Source organism: Streptomyces sp. NPDC111628 (assembly GCF_055635195.1).
In genome coordinates this window covers 570,613-587,649 of the sequence record NZ_JBVKBZ010000002.1, presented here as the reverse complement: position 1 = coordinate 587,649, position 17,037 = coordinate 570,613, and the positions used below count along the sequence as shown (strand labels likewise).

Sequence of the window (17,037 nt, the reverse complement as noted above, 5' to 3'; positions counted from 1 at the left end):
GCCGTGGCACGGACGGGCTTCTGGCTACCGTTCGGCCGCACCCGCGAGCGGTACCGGGGCCGGGGCCCGGTCGGACGTGGCCGCGGGGTGCCGTAGTTGCTCGCGCAGCTGACCGACCAGGTCGCGCAGTCCCGGCGCGTCGGTGGCGGCGCCGAACAGATAGAAGTCGGGCCGGACGACGGCGGCGACGTGTCCGTGCTCGCGCAGACGGGACAGGTAACCGTCGGGGCCGTCGAGGTAGGCGTCGGGCGCGGCGCTGTCGGCGTGCAGCGGTACGAGCGTGGCGCCGATGCCGGCCAGGAAGGCTCGGTCGTCGGGGTCCAGGGCGTCGAGCGGCCCCGTCCCGTCGGCCAGGACCGTGAAGCCGCCGCCGGTGAGGTCGTCGAGCAGGGCGGTGCGGCCCTGGTGCGTGACCTCGAACTGCGGGGTGAGGTGACCGACGTCCGGGGCACGACTGCCGTCGGGGGCCCGCTGGAGGACGCCGTCGCCCAGTACGGGCGGAGGGGTGGGCGGCAGCGCGTGCCGCGGGTCGGCACCGGCCGCGATCATACGGGCGTCGCGGGCTGCGGCGGCGTCCTGGTCGAGGACACAGATGACCTGGCCGAGGGCCATGGACATGCCGATGGCGTGCTGGACGTGCTCGCTGCGCTCGGTGGTGTAGGTGTCCAGCAGTCCGGGGCCGGCCCGGCCGTCGAGGACGAGGTCCAGCTTCCAGGCCAGGTTGACGGCGTCGCGCAGCCCGGAGCACATGCCCTGTCCGGCGAACGGGGGCATCTGGTGGGCGGCGTCGCCGGCCAGGAGGAGCCGGTCCTCGCGCCAGCGGTCCACCCAGCGGGCCTGGAAGGTGTAGACGGTGTGCCGTTCGAGGGTGGTGTTCTCGGGCGTACGCCCCCACGGTTCCAGCAGTTTCCACGCCGCTTCGGGAGTTCTGAGGTCTTCGGCGCTCTCGTGCGGCAGACGCATGAACTCCCAGCGGCGCCGGCCCGGTCCGCCGGAGACCACCGTGGTCGGTCGTTCCGGGTCGCACAGCTGCCAGTTCATCGGGGACCACTCGGTCCGCTCGTGCGGCACGGTGTCGACGATCAGCCAGTCGTAGAAGAAGCCGAGGTCGGTGACCGTGGTGTTCATGGCGGAGCGGACGAAGCTGTTGGCGCCGTCGGCGCCGACGACGTAGCGGGCGCAGACCTCTTCGGTGCGGTCGGCGCTGCCGGCGGTGAGCCGGACGCAACCGTCGGCGTGCCGCAGGTCGGTGACCTCGCAGCCGCGGTGCACGGTGACCGTGTCCTGGCTTTCGGCGGCCTCGGCGAGGACGGCTTCCAGTTCGGGCTGGCTGAAGAAGTTGGCGGTGGGCCAGCCGGAGGGCCCGTTGCCGGACCAGTCGATGCGGACCAGCGGTTGGCCCGCCGCGTTGCGCCACTCGTAGTGGTCGGGTACCGGGTCGGTGACGGCGCGCATCTCCTCCCCGATTCCTCCGGCCTGGAAGATGCGGCCGATCTCGTGGTCGAAGTGCGCGGCGCGGGGCAGGGGGTACGGGTCGGGCCAGCGCTCCAGGGCGACGACGTCGTGCCCGGACCGTCCCAGCAGCAGGGCCAGCATCTGGCCCACGGGCCCGAAGCCGACGATCGCGACGTCGTGGACCTTCGAAGGCGCTCCGCTCATGGCTCTACCTCGGCTCACTGTGCGTGCCGGTCATCAGGGCGCCGAGGTCCTCGGGGGCGAGGAAGGAAGGCGGGGGCGGCGGACCCCAGTTGAACAGGCCCTTGGCGCCTTCGAGGACTTCCGGCGTCCACAGCTGGTCGTCGACGATGCAGTCCATGTCGGAGTAGTACTCGCTGAAGTTGCCCGCCGGGTCCTTCAGGTACCAGAAGAAGTTCGAACCCGCGTGGTGCCGGCCCAGTCCCCATATGTGCCGCTCGGGGTGGTCTTCCAGCATGGCGGCGGCGCCTCGGCCGACCTCGTCGATGTCGTCGACCTGCCAGGAGGAGTGGTGCAGGAAGGCCACCGGAGCGGCCAGGACCAGGATGTTGTGGTGGTCCGTGGAACAGCGCAGGAAGGCTCCGTGTCCCTTGATGCAGTCGGACGCCTTGAAGCCGAGCCCGTCACGGAAGAACGCGGTCGTCGCCTCGAAGTCGGTGGTGCCGACGACGGCGTGACCGAGCTTGCGGGGGCGCACGCGGTCCGTGCGCAGCACGCCGGGTGCCCGGCGGCCGGTGCGCTCGTCGCGTCCGGGGCCGTTGTAGGCGGTGGCCGGGACCGGGTTCTGGGTGAGTCGGGGGACGACCTCGAGGACGGCGCGCACGGTGGTGGCCTTGTCGTACGCGGTCAGTGTGCCGGCGTCGACGGTGCTCTCGATGCCGAGCCGCTTCATCCGCGAGGCGGCGGCCGACAGGTCGTCGGGCGTGTCCACGCCGACGCGGACCTCGACCAGGCGGCGGGTCGGCGCCCGGACGATGCGGAGCTGGCGTCCGCCGTCCTGGGTGGTGAACCAGCCGTCACCGTCGGGGGTGAGGCCGAAGTCGGTGTAGTAGGCGGCGGTCTCGGCAACGTCGGGGACCCCCATGGTGATGGAGGTCAGCCGGTGCAGTGCCATGGAGGGCTCCGTTGTCCGTCGGGTGCGGTGGGCTCAGGCGACGAAGGTCTGGCGGAGTTCGCCGATGCCCTCGACGGTGCTGACGAGTTCGTCGCCGGGCGCGAGGAAACGCTGCGGATCACGGCCGAGACCGACACCGGCCGGGGTGCCGGTGAAGATGACGTCGCCGGGCAGCAGGGGCAGTACGGCGGACAGGCCGGCGATCAGGGCGGGCACGGAGTGGATCAGGTCACGGGTGCGGCCCTTCTGCACTTCCTCGCCGTTGACCGCGCAGCGCAGTTCCAGGTCGTCGGGGTCGTCGAACTCGTCCGGCGTGACCAGCCACGGCCCTACGGGGGCGAACCCGGGGAAGGACTTCCCCAGACTGAACTGCGGTGCCGGACCGGCCAGTTGGGCCACACGTTCGGAGATGTCCTGCCCGACCGCCAGACCGGCGACATGGTCCCAGGCGGCCGTCTCGGAGACGCCCTCGGCGCGGCGGCCGATGACGGCCACCAGCTCCACCTCCCAGTCGGTGTGGCCGTCCGCGGGCAACTTCACTTCGGTGACGGGCCCGCTGATGCTGGTGACGAACTTGGTGAACACCGGCGGCAGCCCCGTGGGGGCCTCGAAGCCGGACTCGGCGGCGTGGTCCCGGTAGTTGAGGCCTACGGCCAGCGTCTGTCGCGGGGCCGGGGCCGGGGAGCCCAGATCGACCGCCTCGAACGCCGCTCCCGCGATCAGGTCGGCGGAGGCGGCCCAGGCACGGAACTCCTCCCACCGCTCGTAGACGGCCTGCGGCTCGGCGGAGAAACGGCCGCCACTGGACTGTTCGACGTCCACGGCACGGTCTCCGACGATCAGAACCAGGCGGCCGGAGAGGTTGGCGATGCGCATGATGTGTCTCCAGGAAGGGGCGGCCCCCCGCCCGCGGAGGGGACGGGGCGACCGCTCAGCTGCCGAAGGAACTGCGAGAAGGACCCGTCGGCGACTACGGGGCCTTGCTTCTCCCGTCGGCAATTCAGCATGATGATTACATCGATATTGCGCAGCGGTGTCCCTGGAGTCAAGAGTTCCGAGCAGAATGAACATGATGAATATGGCGGCCCAAGGAGAAGATGTGAGCCCCACGCCCGACCGTGCGGCACGGTACGACGCGTCCGAAGACGGTTCGCCGGGCAACGGCGACAGGGCCGGCCTGCGACGCGGCGGGCCCACGGTGGGCGGTCCGCCTCAGGTCCGGGCCGGACACGGACTCGAGGGCCCCCCTCGGCAGCCGTCCTCGGGGCGGGCCGAGCGCGCGGCGGAGCGAGTCACCGAGTTGATCAAGAGCGTGGCGCCCGGCTCCAGGCTGGGCACCAAGGAAGAGCTGCGGACCCTGTGCGGAGTGTCCGTGGGCACCTTCAACGAGGCACTGCGCCTGCTGCAGGCACGCGGCCTGGTCACGGTGAAGCCCGGGCCGGGCGGGGGACTGTTCAGTGCCGAGCAGTCCCCCATGGTCCGCCTCGGCAACTCCGTCCTCGCCCTGGACGCACGGGCCAACGACGTCGCCGACGCCGTGCGCATCCGCGACGCCCTCGACCCGCTGTTGATCGAGGACGCCCTCTGGCATGCCTCACCGGCCGACATCGCGGGGCTTCGCCGGCACATCACCGCCATGGGACACGCCGTCGGCGCCGCGGACCCCGTCGCCTTCGTCCACGCCAACTGGCGTCTGCACGCCGCCATCGCCGCGATCAGTCCGAACGTGCTGCTCAGCTCGCTGTACACCCACCTTCTCGATCTGATCGAGAGCCACACGTTGACGGTCCTGCCCACCAGCGACCAGCCCCTGGGTGAGTACATCGCCGACCGGCACGCGCTGCACCGTGACCTGGTCGACGCTCTGGACCGGCGGGACCGTGAGGCGGCGCTGCGCCTGATCCACGAGCACAACACCAGCCTGTCCCCATGAAATGACGAAAGGCCGGTTCCGGATGCCTCCGAAACCGGCCCTGCCTTGCGACTGTCTCCAGTCGGGACGACAGGATTTGAACCTGCGACCCCTTGACCCCCAGTCAAGTGCGCTACCAAGCTGCGCCACGTCCCGTTGCGCGACCCGGGTTCGCCGTGATCGCGCTGGTCAAGCCTACCCCATGCGCGGGGCGGGACGGAGTCGCCGGCGGTGGGCTCCGGGGCGCCGTTGCACTCGCACAACTGCGACGAGCACGTGCCAGTCCTCGAAGGGGACGCGGAGGTGTGGGTCGACGGCGAGGTGACGAAGCTGGAGCGGTTCGACACCTGCGCATCCTGCGGGTGGACGGATGATCACATCGCGAGACGCCTTTGCGTCACGCCGCCCACCAGGCGTTACCTCGCACGGTGCGAACCGAAAGAGCTGCGAACAACGAACGCGACGAACACCTCGGTGACGACGTCACCGGCGACCGCTCCGCGCGGCGTGCCGTGACCGTCTTCCCGGTCCTCGTCCTCCTGGCCGGGGCCCTCGGCCTGCTGCTCCCCGGCAGTTTCACCGGGTGGAGCGAGGCGGTGCCGTACCTGCTCGGCGTCGTGATGTTCTGCATGGGCATCACGATGACCCCGGAGGACTTCCGCGGAGTCGTGAAGCGCCCCTGGGCGGTGGCGCTCGGGCTCGTCGCGCACTACGTCATCATGCCGGGACTCGGCTGGGCGATCGCCCACCTGCTCGACCTGCCGCCGCAGCTCGCCGCCGGCGTCATCCTGGTGGGCTGCGCGCCCAGCGGTACGGCCTCCAACGTGGTGACCTACCTGGCCCGCGGCGACGTCGCCCTGTCCGTCTCCGTCGCGACCGTGTCCACACTGGTCGCCCCGCTGGTCACCCCGCCGCTGACGCTGCTGCTGGCCGGCGAGTACCTCCCGGTGGACGCCGGGTCCATGGTCACCGACATCCTCAAGACGGTGCTGCTGCCGGTCCTCGCGGGCGTCGTCGTACGGCTGCTCGCGGGGCGGTTCGTGCAGCGGGCGCTGCCGGCGCTGCCCTGGCTGTCCGCGCTGACGATCTCCGTGATCGTGGCGGTCGTCGTGGCGGGCAGCGCGGACGCGATCAAGTCGGCTGCGGGGCTGGTGTTCGTCGCCGTCGTCCTGCACAACGGCCTCGGTCTGGCCCTCGGTTACGGCGCGGGGCGCCTCGGCCGGCTGGGCGAGCCCGGCAGTCGTGCCATGGCCTTCGAGGTCGGCATGCAGAACTCCGGCCTCGCCGCGTCGCTGGCCACCGCGCACTTCAGTCCCCTGGCCGCGCTGCCGGCCGCGGTCTTCTCCGTCTGGCACAACGTGTCCGGCGCGGTGGTGGCCGCGTGGCTGTCGCGGCGGCGGCCTGCGGCCGGCTGAGCGGGGGGCCGTTTCGCCGGGGGTTACTGTCCGGCTGCGGGTGCGTGGTGGCTGGTCGCGCAGTTCCCCGCGCCCCTTCGGGGCGCGGCGGTGGCCGTGCGCAGGGCCGCGATGCCGATGAAGACCATGGAGGAGAAGCCGGCGATGGCGAAGGCGGTGAAGCCCCAGTCGCCCTGGTCCGCGGCGAGCAGTTGGCCGCCGAGCCAGGGGCCGAATACCGCGCCGAAGCGGCCCATGCCGGAGGTCCAGCCGACGGCGGTGGCGCGGTTGGCCGGTGCGGAACCGATGGAGACCGTCGCGTAGATCATGGTCTGGGCGCTGTTGAGGAAGACGCCGGTGAGGAAGACGACCGCGAAGGTCAGCGCCAGCGGCATGTGGACGCTGAGCAGGAAGACGCCGCAGGCGGTCAGCGCGAACCAGATCGCCGAGATGCGCGGGGCGCCGAACCGGTCGGAGGCGCGGCCCGCGACCAGCATGCCGACGATGCCGCCGAGGTTGAACAGCACGACGAAGGTGAGCGCGGAGCCCAGTTCGTAGCCCTCGCTGCGCATGAGGGTGGGCAGCCAGGTGGCGACTCCGTAGACGAGCAGCAGCCCGCCGAAGGAGGCCAGCCAGTACAGCAGGGTCTGGATCCATTCGCGGCCGCGGAAGAGGTTCGCGAGGTTCTCCCAGCGGGCGGTGGCGGGCCTGCCGGCGGGCGCGGCGGGGAGTTCGGCGTCGTAGCGGCCGGCCAGGGTGCGGGCCTCCTCGGTGCGGCCCTGGGCGACGAGGACGCTGAGCGACTCGGGCAGGAACTTCAAAAGCACCGGGACGAAGAGCAGCGGCACCACGCAGACCCAGAAGGCGGAGCGCCAGCCGAGCGGCTCGACGATCCACAGGGCGACGTAGGCGGACAGGATGCCGCCGGCGTGGTGGGCGGTCATCAGCAGGCCGATGGTGATCGCGGCGCGGCCCCGGGGGGCGTAGTCGGAGACCATGCTGATCGCGGTCGGCAGCAGTCCGCCGAGGCCCACACCGGCCAGGGTCCGGCCGAGCCCGAAGACGCCGACGCTCCCGGCGATCGCGCACAGGCCGGAGGCCAGGGAGAAGAGCGCGACGCAGGAGACCATCAGCTTCTTGCGGCCGATCCGGTCGGCGACCGTGCCCGCGGCCAGCGCGCCGACCAGCATGCCGAAGGTGGCGTAGCTGCCGAGGTCGCCGGCCTGGCCCGAGGTGATGCCCAGGGCCTTCTCCTGAAGCATGTGGGGCAGCACGGAGCCGTAGATGAACATGTCCAGGCCGTCGAAGAGGACGGCCAGCCAGCAGAGGCCGACGACCAGCAGTGCCAGTCTGCTGCCGCGGGCGGACAGCGCGAGTGAGGAGGACATCGTTGTTTCCTCTCGTCCAGGAGGCGGTGCCTGGAGGGGACGTGTGATGGGGCGACGCTAAGGACCGCACTCCGGGAGTGTCAACGCTTTTGTTAACAATCTCAGCAACGATTTGGGGGTGGGTCGCGCACGCGGACGTGCGCGACCCACCCCCTGGGAGAAGGCTGTGAGAAAGCTGTCGGAAAGGTGTCAGAAAGGTGTCAGGCGACCGGCGGAGTGCCGTGGGTGTGGAACGACTCGATCGTCTTCAGACCCCAGGCCTGGCCCTTCTTCCGCTCCTCCTCGGTCCAGGTGATCAGCGGCCAGTCCGGCGCCAGCACCAGGCGGGTGAGCGGGTTGCACAGCTCGATGCGGTTGCCGCCGGGCTCGTAGACGTAGAGGAAGAACGTCTGCTGGATGGCGTGCTTGTGCGGGCCGGTCTCGATGAACACGCCGGTGTCGATGGCGAGGTCGGCGGCGCGCAGGATGTCCTCGCGGGTGTCGGCGGCGAACGCGATGTGGTGCAGCCGCCCGGAGGAGCCGGTCCAGTCCTCCGTGTAGACGACGTCGTACGACTTGTTGCTGAAGGTCAGCCAACGGGCCGCGATCTTCCCGGAGTCGAGCCGGATCTGCTCCGTGGGGCGGGCGCCGAGGAGGTGTTCCTGGAACTCGGCGCTGGCGAGTACGTCGGCGGCGAGGAAGTTGACGTGGTCCAGGCGGCGTACGCCGACGCCCCGGTTGGGTTTCGCCTGCGGCTGGTTCTTGAGGGCGGGCCTGAGCTCCTCGGGTGCCTGATAGTGCTCGCTCTCCCAGTACAGGGCGTGTTCGTGCCCGTCGGGGTCGGTGGTGACGTAGAGCTTGCCGAGGCCCGGCTCGTCCTCGGCCCAGGTGCCGGGCCGTCCCGCCGCCTCCAGGGCCGCGACCCTGCGCCGGAGCGCGTCCTCGCCGGAGGTGCGCAGGGCGAGACGGCCGAGGCCGGGCTGCTCGCGGGCGGTGAGGACGAGGCTGTGGTGTTCGTAGTCGTCGTAGGTGCGCAGGTAGACGGTGTCGCCGTCCTGCCCGTTGACGGTCAGGCCCAGGAAGTCCGTGAAGAAGGCGACGCTCGCGTCGAGGTCGGGCGTGAACAGCTGGGCGTGGCCGACGTGGGCGATGTCACCGAGCGGCGGAGTCATGGTGGCCTCCAGGGCGTTGTGCGGGGATCGGTGCCGTCGCGGCGGACCGGGGGAAGACGGTGCCGTCGAAGATCTTGCGCGCGGTGCGTACGACGGCGGTGCGCCGGACCACGAGCGGGCCGGCGTCGAGCCGGACGTCCACCTCCAGGAACCCGGTGGGGTGTTCCACCCGGACCCGGTCGCCGGACGGGTCGAGGCGGGCGATGCCCTCCCCCACGCCGCCGGGGACGCGCAGCCCGGCCGCCACGCTCGCGGCGCCCAGGACGCCGATGGAGGTGTGGCAGCGCACGGGGATGAAAGTGCGGGTGGTGACCGCGCCGCCGTCCCGGGGCGGGGCGAGCAGGGTCAGCTTGGGCACGGTGGCGCCCTCGACGTCACCGAGGCCCATCAGGTGCCCGGCGGCCAGCCGGATCTCGCGCAGGCGCCCGGCGAGTGCCGCGTCCGCCTCCAGCTCCGCCGGGGTCTCGTACCCGGTGACCCCCAGCGCGGCGGCCGGGATCAGCACGACGGGCATGCCGTTGTCGACGCAGGTCACCTCCGTACCGGCGACGGTGTCGCGGACGTTGCCGGTGGGCAGCAGGGGTCCGGCGCCCTGCGGGAACTCGATGACGACCGCGGCGGCGGTGCCCGGCACGCCGGATATCGCCGTGTCCCCGTCGTACTCGACGCGCCCGCCCGGGGTCGGGAAGGTCGCGAGGGCCGGTTCGCCGGTGTTGAGCATGCGGATGCGTACGGACGTCTCGACTTCCCCGGCCGGCACGAGTCCGCGCTCGACGGCGAACGGGCCCACCCCGGCGAGGATGTTGCCGCAGTTCTGCCGGTCGGTGACCTCGGGGGTGTCCACGGCGACCTGGAGGAACAGGTAGTCGACGTCGGCGTCCGGGTCGGCCGAGCCGGAGACCACGGCGACCTTGCTGGTCAGCGGGTGCCCGCCGCCCAGGCCGTCGATCTGCCCAGGGTCGGGGCTGCCCATGGTCCGCAGCAGCAGGTCGGCGCGGGCGGCGGGGTCGGCGGGCAGGTCGGCGGCGAGGAAGTAGGCGCCCTTGGAGGTGCCGCCGCGCATCAGCGTGCAGCGCACCGCCTCGGGCCCGGTGCCGGTGCCGGTGCCGGTGCCGGTCACGGCCGCTCCCCCGCGGTGTACGCGTCGTACGACTGGTAGGTGACCCCGAGTTCTTTCAGCTTCTCGCGCAACCCGTAGCGGTCCAGGCCGAGTTGGCCCTCCACGAAGGCGGCGCGGGTGGCCGCCTCCTTCTGCTCGCGGGCCTCGGAGGCCTCGGCGACCTGCCGGGCGCGCTCGCGGGGGACGACCACCACGCCGTCGTCGTCGGCGACGATCACGTCGCCGGGGCGGATCATCCGGCCGTCGACGGCGATCGGGACGTTGACCGAGCCCCCGGTGGCCTTGACCGTGCCCTGGGCGGACACGGCACGGGACCAGGCGGCGAAGCCCATGTCCCGAAGTTCCTGGGTGTCGCGGATGCCGGTGTTGATGACGATGCCGCGCACCCCGCGCCGCTGGAGGGCGGTGGCGAAGAGTTCGCCGAACAGCCCGTCGGTGGACGGGGAGGTGGTGGTGACGACCAGGATGTCGCCCTCGCCGCACTGCTCGACGGCGGCGTGGATCATCAGGTTGTCGCCGGGCCAGCTGAGCACGGTGACGGCGGTGCCCGCGACCCGTACGCCCTGCTGGACGGGGCGGATCGCGGGGCCGAGCAGGCCGGTGCGGCCCATGGCCTCGCTGACGGTGGCCACGCCGTAGGCGGCGAGCGCCTCGACGTCCTCGGCGTCGGCCTTGGGCGGGTTGGTGACGACGACGCCGCTCATGCCAGCTCCTTCGCGATCTGGGGGTAGGGGCGCATGAAGGCCTCGGCCATGGTCCGGTGCGCCAGGCCCAGGTTGGGACCGGCGTTGCGCTTGAGCTGGACTCCCCGGCGGACGGCCAGGTCGGTGTAGTAGTCCCACAGGTGCTGCTGGGCGGCGAGGCACTCCATCGCCTTGCGCTTGGTCTCCCACACCTCGGTGATGTCGAGCAGCACCTCGGGCCGGAAGCCGCTCATCTCGGGCTGGTGCGGCTCGAAGTAGAACACCGGCGGGGCGCCGATGATCTCGCCCTCGCCCGGGTAGCCGATGGCCTGTGCGAGGACGCGCGCCTCCAGGGCCATGCGGTTGGCGGCCGGGTGGTCGCCGTTGTACGGGTCCTCGACCGGGTGGGTGAGTACGACGCCGGGCTGGGTGGCGCGGTAGACCTCGACGAGCCGGTCGGTCAGTTCGGGGGTGACGGTCAGCGGGTAGTCGCCGGCGTCGAAGAAGCGGACCTCGGCGCCGAGGGTGGCGGCGGCCTTCTCGGCCTCCTCCCGGCGCAGCGCCTTGATCTCGGCCAGCTTCTTCCCCTCCCGCCAGGCCTTGGCGGACTCGCCGCGCTCGCCGAAGGTCAGGCACGCGATGGTGACCTTCTCCCCGCGCGAGGCGGCCAGCGCGATGGCGCCGCCCGCCCGCCACACGAAGTCCCCCGCGTGCGCGGTGACGACGAGGGTCGAGCGGGGGACGGCGGCGGGCGCGTTGCCGTACGTCATGGGTGACTTCTCCTTGGTGGACAGGTGGCGCCCGCCTCGGTGCGTGTCAGGTGCGTGTGTCAGTCGCGCAGCGCCTCGATCACGCTGGTGAGGTGGGCCCGGACGGCCGCCTCCGCGGCCTGCGGGTCCCTGGCCTCGATCGCCTCGATCATGGCCAGGTGCTCGTTCAGGGACTGCTGCGGGCGTCCCGGGCGCAGCGCCAACTGGAAGCGGTGCCGCACCAGTTGGGCGTTGAGCCGTTCCAGCAGTTCCACGGCCGTCAGCTGGCCGGAGAACTCCCGGATGCGGGCGTGGAGTTCGTGGTTGAGGTCCGAGTAGGTCAGCGGTTCGCCGCCGGCCACGGCCTTGCGCATCGCCGAGCCCAGGTCCTTCAGCTGGGCGACCTGACCGTCGTCGACGGCGGCGGCGGCCTTGGCCGCGCAGAGCCCTTCGAGGACCAGCCGGCACTCGGTGATGGCTACGGCCTCCTCCACGGTCACCACCCGCACCCGTGAACCGCGGTTGCGGATGCGCTCGACGAGCCCCTGGGACTCCAGGTCGATCAGCGCGGCCCGGATACTGGCCCGGGTCACGCCGAACTGCTCGGCGAGTTCGTTCTCCACCAGCCGCTGCGCGGGTGCCATGTCGCCGCGCAGGATCGCCTGCCGCAGCTGACCGAGCGCAAGCTGTTTGGCCTGCTCCCCGGTGCCCGGACGGGCTTGGTTCGGCATGGTTGCCCTCCCTGAGTGAGTGCCTGTCGAACGTAAATCTAGCCAAACAACATTGTCAACAATTTTGTTCGCGTTATTCAGTCCGGCGGGACCGGCTTTGTCCTGTCAAAAGGTTGACAGGATGCCGCCGTCCGCCCAGGGTGGCCTCGGACAGATCACGCAACAGATCACGCAGGACAGATCACGGACAGGTCCGAAGAGGGGCTCTCATGGTCCAGGCACTCGGTGTCGCCGTCGTCGGTTTCGGCTGGATGGGCCGGGTGCACACCCAGGCGTACGCCCGGGTCCGCCACCACTATCCGCACCTCGCGCTGCGCCCCGAACTGGTGACGGTCGCCGAGGAGGTGCCGGGGCGGGCCGAGGAGGCCGCCGCGCAGTTCGGGTTCGCCTCGACGACCCGCGACTGGCGCGAGGTGGCGGCGGACCCACGGGTACACGCCGTCAGCATCACGGCCCCCAACTTCCTGCACCGCGAGATCGCCGTCGCGATGGCCGGGGCGGGCAAGCACATCTGGGTGGAGAAGCCGGTCGGCCTGTCCACCGACGACGCGCGGGCGGTGGCCGACGCGGTGGCCGGGGCAGGTGTGCAGGGCGCGGTCGGCTTCAACTACCGCAACGCCCCCGCCGTGGAGGCCGCCCGCGACCTGATCGCCGCCGGTGAGATCGGCACCGTCACGCATGCCCGCATCCGGCTGTTCAGCGACTACGCGGCCCACCCGGAGGGCGCGCTGACCTGGCGCTACGAACGGGAGCGCGGGGGCAGCGGGGTGCTCGGCGACCTGGCCTCGCACGGCGCCGACCTGGCCCGGTTCCTGCTCGGCGACATCGCGTCGCTGACCGCCGACACGGCGGTCTTCCTGCCGGAGCGGGCCCGCCCGGCCGCCGCCACCGCCGGTCACGCGCGGGCCGCGGGCGGCGAGTTGGGCCCGGTCGAGAACGAGGACTACGTCAACTGCCTGCTGCGCTTCGCCTCCGGCGCCCGCGGAGTCCTGGAGGCCTGCCGGGTCTCCGTCGGCGAGCAGAACAACTACGGTTTCGAGGTGCACGGCACCACGGGCGCGGTGTTCTGGGACTTCCGCCGCATGAACGAGCTGCGCGTCAGCCGCGGCACGGAGTACCAGGACCAGCCCGTGAGCACCGTGTACGTCGGCCCCGGGCACGGCGAGTTCGCCGCCTTCCAGCCGGGCGCCGCGAACGCCATGGGCTACGACGACCTGAAGGTGGTGGAGGCGCACCGCTTCCTGCGCTCGATCGCGGAGGGCACCCCGTACGGCGCCACCGTGCAGGACGCCGTGTACAGCGCGGCCGTACTGGACGCGATGGCCCGGTCCGCGGAGCACGGCACCTGGGTCGGTCCCGAGACGTCCGGGTGACGGCGCCGCGCGTCACCCGGCCGCGGTGTCGAAGGGCGTGCCGGACGGCATGTTGTGCGGGGTGACGACCTGGATCGCCGACGGCCGCGCCGGACCGGCGGGCGGCAGGGCGCCGTGCGCGCGCATCACGTGTCGGCAGGCCTCGCGCAGGTCCTGGCGCAGGTCGTGGTGGAGGACGACGGACAGGCGGCGCTCGCGCAGCAGCCGGGTGTTGTCCTGGTCGAGGTCGTGGGCGACGAACACGTCGCAGGTGCGGCCGAGGTCCTCGAAGGCACGCAGGGTGGCGATGTTGCCGCCGCCCATCGAGTAGACCGCCCGGATCCGCGGATCGCGTGCGAGCGCGGCCCGCACCAGGTCGTACTGGGTGGCGTCCAGGCCCTGCCCCTCGGCGATCTCGACGAGGGCCCGCTTGGGGTGCCGGGCCCGCATGACGCCGCGGAAGCCCATCTCGCGTTCCTCCTCGTTGCGGAAGAAGCCGCTGCTGAGGCTGGTGAGGACGTTGCCGGGGCGGTCGCCGAGCCACTGGCCCATGAGGTAGGCGGCGGTCGCGCCCGCGGCCCGGTCGTCGATGCCGACGTAGGCCACCCGGGGGCTGGCCGGCAGGTCCGTCGCCAGGGTGACGACGGGAACGCCGGCGGCGGTCAGCCGGCCGACGGCGGCGGTCACCTCGGGGACGTCCGGGGCCTTGAGGATCACCCCTTGGGAGCCGCGCCGGGCGATCCGGTCCAGGGTCGCGGTGAGCTCCCCGGCCGGGCCGGTCTCTCGGAAGTGGAACCGGCAGCGCACCACGGCCGGGTGCAGTGCGGGCAGTTCGGCCTCCAGGGCCGCGCGCACGGCGGTGGAGAAGCGCTCCGGCGCCTGCATCACGATGTCGCACATGAACGTGCGGCCGACCAGCCGGACCTGGGTGCGCTGGCGGTCCAGGTCGGCGATGGCCCGTCGGACCTCGTACGCGGTGCTCTCGCGCACGCCGCCGCGGCCGTTGAGCACCCGGTCGACGGTGGCCTCGCTCAGGCCCGCCTGCCGTGCTATCTCCCGGATCGGGAAGGGGTGCCCCATGACCGGCTCCTCGGCTTCGTCCGCGCGGCGCGCTCTGAGGGGTTTTTGATGGCCGCCTGCTGGTTGTTCGACGCGTTTGTCAGGACAAGAATGACAGCACCGCGTCGCCCCTGTCAGCGAAAGGACGACGATGCCCGCAGCGCCCGTCCCCGCCCACCGCTCCCGGCTGTCCGCAGGCGACTGCGACCTCGACGCCTTCCGCGTGCTCGTGGAGCAGCCGACCGACCCCGCCGCGTACCCGCGGGCCGCCGCCGTGGAACAGCAGGTCCCCGTGTACGAGGCCGGGCAGCTGCGCGACGACGCGGAGACGGCCGCCGAGCTCGTCCACGCCCTCGCCGACGGTCCCGGCATCGTCGTCGTCGCGGGCGCCTTCCCGGACCCGGCGGTGGTCGACCGGGCCACCGCGGTGTTCGACGCGCTGATCGCCGAGCAGCGCGCCTCGGGGGCCGCCGCCGGTGACCACTTCGCCGCGCCGGGGGCCAACGACCGGGTGTGGAACGCCCTGGAGAAGGCGGCCCTGCGCGATGCGGAGGCGTTCGCCGACTACTACGCCAACGACGCCCTGGCCCTGGTCGCCCGCGCCTGGCTCGGCCCCGGCTACCAGGTCACCTCCCAGATCAACGTGGTCAACCCGGGCGGCGCCGCCCAGACCGTGCACCGCGACTACCACCTGGGCTTCCTCTCGGGCGAGGCCGCCGCCGCGTACCCGGCGCACGTGCACCGCCTGTCCCCGGTGCTCACCCTCCAGGGCGCCGTCGCGCACTGTGACATGCCCGTGGAGTCGGGGCCCACGATGTACCTGCCGCACTCCCAGAAGTACGAGCCCGGCTACCTGGCCTGGCGGCTGCCGGAGTTCCGGGCCTACTTCGAGGCGCGTCACGTGCAGTTGCCGCTGGCCAAGGGCGACGCGGTGTTCTTCAGTCCCGCGCTGTTCCACGCGGCGGGCACCAACCGTTCCGCGGGCATCCGCCGCATGGCCAACCTGCTGCAGATCTCCTCCGCGTTCGGCCGGGCCATGGAGAGCGTGGACCGGGAGGCGGTGGTGGACGCCGTCTACCCGGTGCTGCTGAGGCGGAAGGCCGAGGGCGTGGACGGGCGGTGGCTGGAGCAGGTGGTCGCCGCGAGCGCGGAGGGGTACCCCTTCCCCACCAACCTCGACCGCGACCCGCCGGTCGACGGCCTGGCCCCGCCCTCCCAGGCGGACGTCGTACGGCGGGCGCTGCGCGAGGAGTGGACGCCTCAGGCGCTCCGCGCACGACTGCGGGCGGGCCGGGCACGACGAGAGAGCCGGTGAACGGGGGCGTACGGGGCACGGGCCCCGGCACGGACACCCCACACCCCGAGCAAGGAGCAGCACAGCACATGCGTATCGGAATCCTCGGCCTCGGCCGCATCGGCGCCTTCCACGCCGAGACCCTCGCCGGACTCGACGCCGTCGACTCGCTCGTCGTCGCCGACCCGTTCGCGGCCGCCGCGCAGGCCGCCGCCGAGCGGTTCGGCGCCGAGGTCGCCGGCTCGCCCGAGGCGGTGCTCGCCGCCGGTGTGGACGGTGTGGTGGTCGCGGCGGCGACCGACGCCCACCCGGACCTGATCCTGGCCGCCGTCGAGGCCGGTGTGCCCGTCTTCTGCGAGAAGCCCGTCGCCCGCACCATGGCGGAGGGCGTCGAGGTGCTCAAGGCGCTCGCGGGCCGGGACGTGCCGGTCCAGATCGGCTACAACCGCCGTTTCGACGCCGGGTTCGCCGCCGCACGGGCCGCTGTGCTCAGCGGTGAGCTGGGCACGCTGCACACCGTACGGTCGACCACGCTGGACCCGGCGCCGCCGCCCGCCGCGTACGTCGCCGCCTCCGGGGGCATCTTCCGGGACTGCTCGGTGCACGACTTCGACATCATCCGCTGGGTGACCGGGCGCGAGGTGAGCGAGGTCTACGCCGTCGGGGGCAACCGCGGTGCCGACTACATCAGGGAGGCGGGCGACGCGGACACCACCGGCGCGGTCCTCACCCTGGACGACGGCACCCTCGCCGTGGTCTCCAACAGCCGCCACAACGGCCGCGGTCACGACGTCCGCATGGAGATCCACGGTTTCGACGACTCGATCGCCGTCGGGCTGGAGGACAAGCTGCCGCTGCGCTCGGTCGAGCCGGGCGTGACGTTCCCGGCCGGTACGCCCCACGACTTCTTCATGGACCGCTTCGCGGCCGCCTACCGCGCGGAGCTGACCGCGTTCACCGAGGTCGTCGCCGGTGCCCGCACCTCGCCCTGCACGGTCGAGGACGCGCTGGAGGCGGGCTGGATCGCCGAGGCGTGCACGCTGTCGCTGCACGAGCACCGACCGGTGACGATCGCCGAGGTGCGGCGCGGCTGAGCGGGGCGGGGCGGGTTCACGGTCCGGCGGGCTGCCCGGTCAGCTCGCCGGCTCGCTGATGTTCACCATCCAGGTGACGCCGAAGCGGTCCGTGCACATGCCGAAGACGTCGCCCCACATCTGCTTCTCCAGGGGCACGGCGACGGAACCGCCGGCGGACAGCTTGTCCCAGTAGCCGCGCAGCTCGGTCGCGTCGTCGCCGCTGAGACTCACCGCGAAGGTGTTCCCCGGCGTGTACTCCATCCCGGGCGGGGTGTCGGCGCCCATCAGGGTGAAGCCGCTCGGTGTCTCCAGCATGCCGTGCATGATCTTGTCGGTGTACGCGGGGTCCGGCATGCCGGCCGAGCCGAAGGTGTTCAGCGCCGGTGTGCCGCCGAACACCTGCCCGTAGAACTCCATCGCCTGTCGGGCGTCGCCGTCGAAGCTGAGGTAGGGATTGAGACGCGAGGACATGGGTGCCTCCCGGAACGGGACGAAATGTCAGTGCTGGGCACGCTAGCGCGCGTCACTGACAACGGCC

General features: G+C 72.1%; 16 protein-coding genes and 1 tRNA gene. 5 read left to right on the top strand and 12 right to left on the bottom strand.

The features are described from left to right. Nucleotides 1-24: 24 nt before the first annotated feature. The 3 genes from mhpA to ACZ7MF_RS10475 are packed head-to-tail and all read right to left on the bottom strand — an operon-like array spanning nucleotide 25 to nucleotide 3,466. Nucleotides 25-1,659 (bottom strand): bifunctional 3-(3-hydroxy-phenyl)propionate/3-hydroxycinnamic acid hydroxylase MhpA, encoded by a 1,635-nt coding sequence (mhpA, locus tag ACZ7MF_RS10485; RefSeq protein ID WP_471475755.1) that lies wholly within the window; start codon nucleotides 1,657-1,659, stop codon nucleotides 25-27. Between the two features lie 4 nt (nucleotides 1,660-1,663). After that, nucleotides 1,664-2,590, bottom strand: coding sequence for a VOC family protein (locus ACZ7MF_RS10480; RefSeq protein ID WP_471475754.1), 927 nt, complete (start codon nucleotides 2,588-2,590; stop codon nucleotides 1,664-1,666). Between the two features lie 33 nt (nucleotides 2,591-2,623). Then, a complete protein-coding gene (locus ACZ7MF_RS10475) occupies nucleotides 2,624-3,466 on the bottom strand; it encodes a fumarylacetoacetate hydrolase family protein (protein WP_471475752.1) in 843 nt (280 codons plus the stop codon). Between the two features lie 223 nt (nucleotides 3,467-3,689). Here ACZ7MF_RS10475 and ACZ7MF_RS10470 point away from each other — a divergent pair, with 223 nt between their 5' ends. Next, nucleotides 3,690-4,523 carry a FadR/GntR family transcriptional regulator gene (locus ACZ7MF_RS10470; RefSeq protein ID WP_471475751.1) on the top strand — a complete coding sequence of 278 codons (834 nt, stop codon included), beginning with the start codon at nucleotides 3,690-3,692 and terminating at the stop codon, nucleotides 4,521-4,523. A gap of 61 nt (nucleotides 4,524-4,584) precedes the next feature. On the opposite strand, the gene ACZ7MF_RS10465 is transcribed toward ACZ7MF_RS10470, so the two are convergent. Then, nucleotides 4,585-4,658: transfer RNA gene (locus ACZ7MF_RS10465), tRNA-Pro, on the bottom strand. A gap of 272 nt (nucleotides 4,659-4,930) precedes the next feature. Between ACZ7MF_RS10465 and ACZ7MF_RS10460 the strand changes: the two genes are divergently transcribed. Beyond that, nucleotides 4,931-5,917 carry a bile acid:sodium symporter family protein gene (locus ACZ7MF_RS10460; protein ID WP_471475750.1) on the top strand — a complete coding sequence of 329 codons (987 nt, stop codon included), beginning with the start codon at nucleotides 4,931-4,933 and terminating at the stop codon, nucleotides 5,915-5,917. A gap of 23 nt (nucleotides 5,918-5,940) precedes the next feature. Here the strand turns inward: ACZ7MF_RS10460 and ACZ7MF_RS10455 are convergent, their stop codons facing one another. The 6 genes from ACZ7MF_RS10455 to ACZ7MF_RS10430 all read right to left on the bottom strand — a co-directional run bounded on the left by ACZ7MF_RS10455 (nucleotide 5,941) and on the right by ACZ7MF_RS10430 (nucleotide 11,718). Next, nucleotides 5,941-7,284: an MFS transporter gene (locus ACZ7MF_RS10455; RefSeq protein ID WP_471475748.1), complete on the bottom strand. Its 1,344-nt coding sequence runs from the start codon at nucleotides 7,282-7,284 to the stop codon at nucleotides 5,941-5,943. 200 nt (nucleotides 7,285-7,484) lie between these two features. Then, nucleotides 7,485-8,435, bottom strand: coding sequence for a catechol 2,3-dioxygenase (locus ACZ7MF_RS10450; protein ID WP_471475747.1), 951 nt, complete (start codon nucleotides 8,433-8,435; stop codon nucleotides 7,485-7,487). Then, complete coding sequence (locus tag ACZ7MF_RS10445; protein ID WP_471475745.1) at nucleotides 8,416-9,555, bottom strand: 4-oxalomesaconate tautomerase; 1,140 nt, start codon at nucleotides 9,553-9,555, stop codon at nucleotides 8,416-8,418. The genes ACZ7MF_RS10450 and ACZ7MF_RS10445 overlap by 20 nt, the downstream gene beginning before the upstream one ends. Continuing rightward, nucleotides 9,552-10,259, bottom strand: coding sequence for a 4-carboxy-4-hydroxy-2-oxoadipate aldolase/oxaloacetate decarboxylase (locus ACZ7MF_RS10440; RefSeq protein WP_471475744.1), 708 nt, complete (start codon nucleotides 10,257-10,259; stop codon nucleotides 9,552-9,554). The genes ACZ7MF_RS10445 and ACZ7MF_RS10440 overlap by 4 nt, the downstream gene beginning before the upstream one ends. Beyond that, the gene (locus tag ACZ7MF_RS10435; protein WP_471475742.1) at nucleotides 10,256-11,008 is read right to left on the bottom strand and encodes a PIG-L deacetylase family protein; all 753 of its coding nucleotides are present in this window, start codon (nucleotides 11,006-11,008) and stop codon (nucleotides 10,256-10,258) included. Before ACZ7MF_RS10435 ends, ACZ7MF_RS10440 begins: the two co-directional genes overlap by 4 nt. Before the next feature lie 59 nt (nucleotides 11,009-11,067). Further along, complete coding sequence (locus tag ACZ7MF_RS10430; RefSeq protein ID WP_471475741.1) at nucleotides 11,068-11,718, bottom strand: GntR family transcriptional regulator; 651 nt, start codon at nucleotides 11,716-11,718, stop codon at nucleotides 11,068-11,070. A gap of 209 nt (nucleotides 11,719-11,927) precedes the next feature. Between ACZ7MF_RS10430 and ACZ7MF_RS10425 the strand changes: the two genes are divergently transcribed. After that, the gene (locus ACZ7MF_RS10425; protein ID WP_471475740.1) at nucleotides 11,928-13,091 is read left to right on the top strand and encodes a Gfo/Idh/MocA family protein; all 1,164 of its coding nucleotides are present in this window, start codon (nucleotides 11,928-11,930) and stop codon (nucleotides 13,089-13,091) included. Nucleotides 13,092-13,103: 12 nt separating this feature from the next. Here ACZ7MF_RS10425 and ACZ7MF_RS10420 read toward each other — a convergent pair whose 3' ends face one another. Beyond that, nucleotides 13,104-14,150 (bottom strand): LacI family DNA-binding transcriptional regulator, encoded by a 1,047-nt coding sequence (locus ACZ7MF_RS10420; RefSeq protein WP_471475738.1) that lies wholly within the window; start codon nucleotides 14,148-14,150, stop codon nucleotides 13,104-13,106. Between the two features lie 130 nt (nucleotides 14,151-14,280). On the opposite strand from ACZ7MF_RS10420, the gene ACZ7MF_RS10415 reads away from it, so the two are divergent. Continuing rightward, nucleotides 14,281-15,444 (top strand): phytanoyl-CoA dioxygenase family protein, encoded by a 1,164-nt coding sequence (locus tag ACZ7MF_RS10415; RefSeq protein WP_471475737.1) that lies wholly within the window; start codon nucleotides 14,281-14,283, stop codon nucleotides 15,442-15,444. 68 nt (nucleotides 15,445-15,512) lie between these two features. Beyond that, nucleotides 15,513-16,517: a Gfo/Idh/MocA family protein gene (locus ACZ7MF_RS10410; protein ID WP_471475736.1), complete on the top strand. Its 1,005-nt coding sequence runs from the start codon at nucleotides 15,513-15,515 to the stop codon at nucleotides 16,515-16,517. Between the two features lie 39 nt (nucleotides 16,518-16,556). Here the strand turns inward: ACZ7MF_RS10410 and ACZ7MF_RS10405 are convergent, their stop codons facing one another. Beyond that, nucleotides 16,557-16,970: a VOC family protein gene (locus tag ACZ7MF_RS10405; protein ID WP_471475734.1), complete on the bottom strand. Its 414-nt coding sequence runs from the start codon at nucleotides 16,968-16,970 to the stop codon at nucleotides 16,557-16,559. Nucleotides 16,971-17,037: the final 67 nt, after the last annotated feature.